This window comes from Salmonella sp. SAL04214 (genome assembly GCF_046550615.1).
Taxonomy (GTDB): domain Bacteria; phylum Pseudomonadota; class Gammaproteobacteria; order Enterobacterales; family Enterobacteriaceae; genus Salmonella; species Salmonella enterica.
In genome coordinates, this window is the sequence record NZ_JBGDXT010000031.1 from 1 (window position 1) to 713 (window position 713).

Consider the following 713-nt stretch of genomic DNA (forward strand, 5'->3'; position numbering starts at 1 on the left):
TTGTCTATGGAAAACCCCCAGCTAGGCTGGGGGTTCCGGAAAGCTTTCAGCTTTAAGCCAGTTATTAAAACCCCTTTTGATTTGTTAAAACATCTTGCGGTCTGGCAACTGCAAAAGTTCAACAAGAAATCAAAAGGGGGTCCCAATGGGGGACGAAAAGAGCTTAGCGCACACCCGATGGAACTGTAAATATCACATAGTTTTCGCGCCCAAATACCGAAGACAAGCGTTCTATGGAGAGAAGCGTAGGGCAGTAGGCAGCATATTAAGAAAATTGTGTGAATGGAAAAACGTACGAATTCTGGAAGCGGAATGTTGTGCAGATCATATTCACATGCTTCTGGAGATCCCGCCGAAGATGAGTGTGTCGAGCTTCATGGGATATCTGAAGGGTAAAAGTAGTCTGATGCTTTACGAGCAGTTTGGGGATCTAAAATTCAAATACAGGAACAGAGAGTTCTGGTGCAGAGGGTACTATGTCGATACGGTGGGTAAGAACACGGCGAAGATACAGGACTACATAAAGCACCAGCTTGAAGAGGATAAAATGGGTGAGCAATTATCGCGCCCTTATCCGGGCAGCCCGTTTACGGGCCGTAAGTAACGAAGTTTGATGCAAATGTCAGATCGTATGCGCCTGTTAGGGCGCGGCTGGTAAGAGAGCCTTACAGGCGCATCTGAAAAACCTCCGGCTATGCCGGAGGATATTTATT

At 46.6% G+C, this 713-nt stretch carries 2 protein-coding genes; both read left to right on the forward strand.

What is annotated here, in order from left to right; all coding sequences use genetic code 11:
* Positions 1-189: hypothetical protein (locus ACLJQD_RS22910; RefSeq protein ID WP_000696922.1), on the forward strand; the 189-nt coding region annotated here is incomplete at its 5' end.
* A complete protein-coding gene (gene tnpA / locus ACLJQD_RS22915) occupies positions 146-604 on the forward strand; it encodes an IS200/IS605-like element IS200F family transposase (RefSeq protein WP_026080919.1) in 459 nt (152 codons plus the stop codon). The genes ACLJQD_RS22910 and tnpA, both read left to right, overlap by 44 nt.
* The last annotated feature ends 109 nt before the right edge of the window (positions 605-713 follow it).

What these genes read in the sequence shown, in the direction of transcription:
- tnpA (WP_026080919.1), top strand. Translation starts at nt 146, where the DNA reads ATGGGGGACGAAAAGAGCTTAGCGCACACCCGATGGAACTGTAAATAT.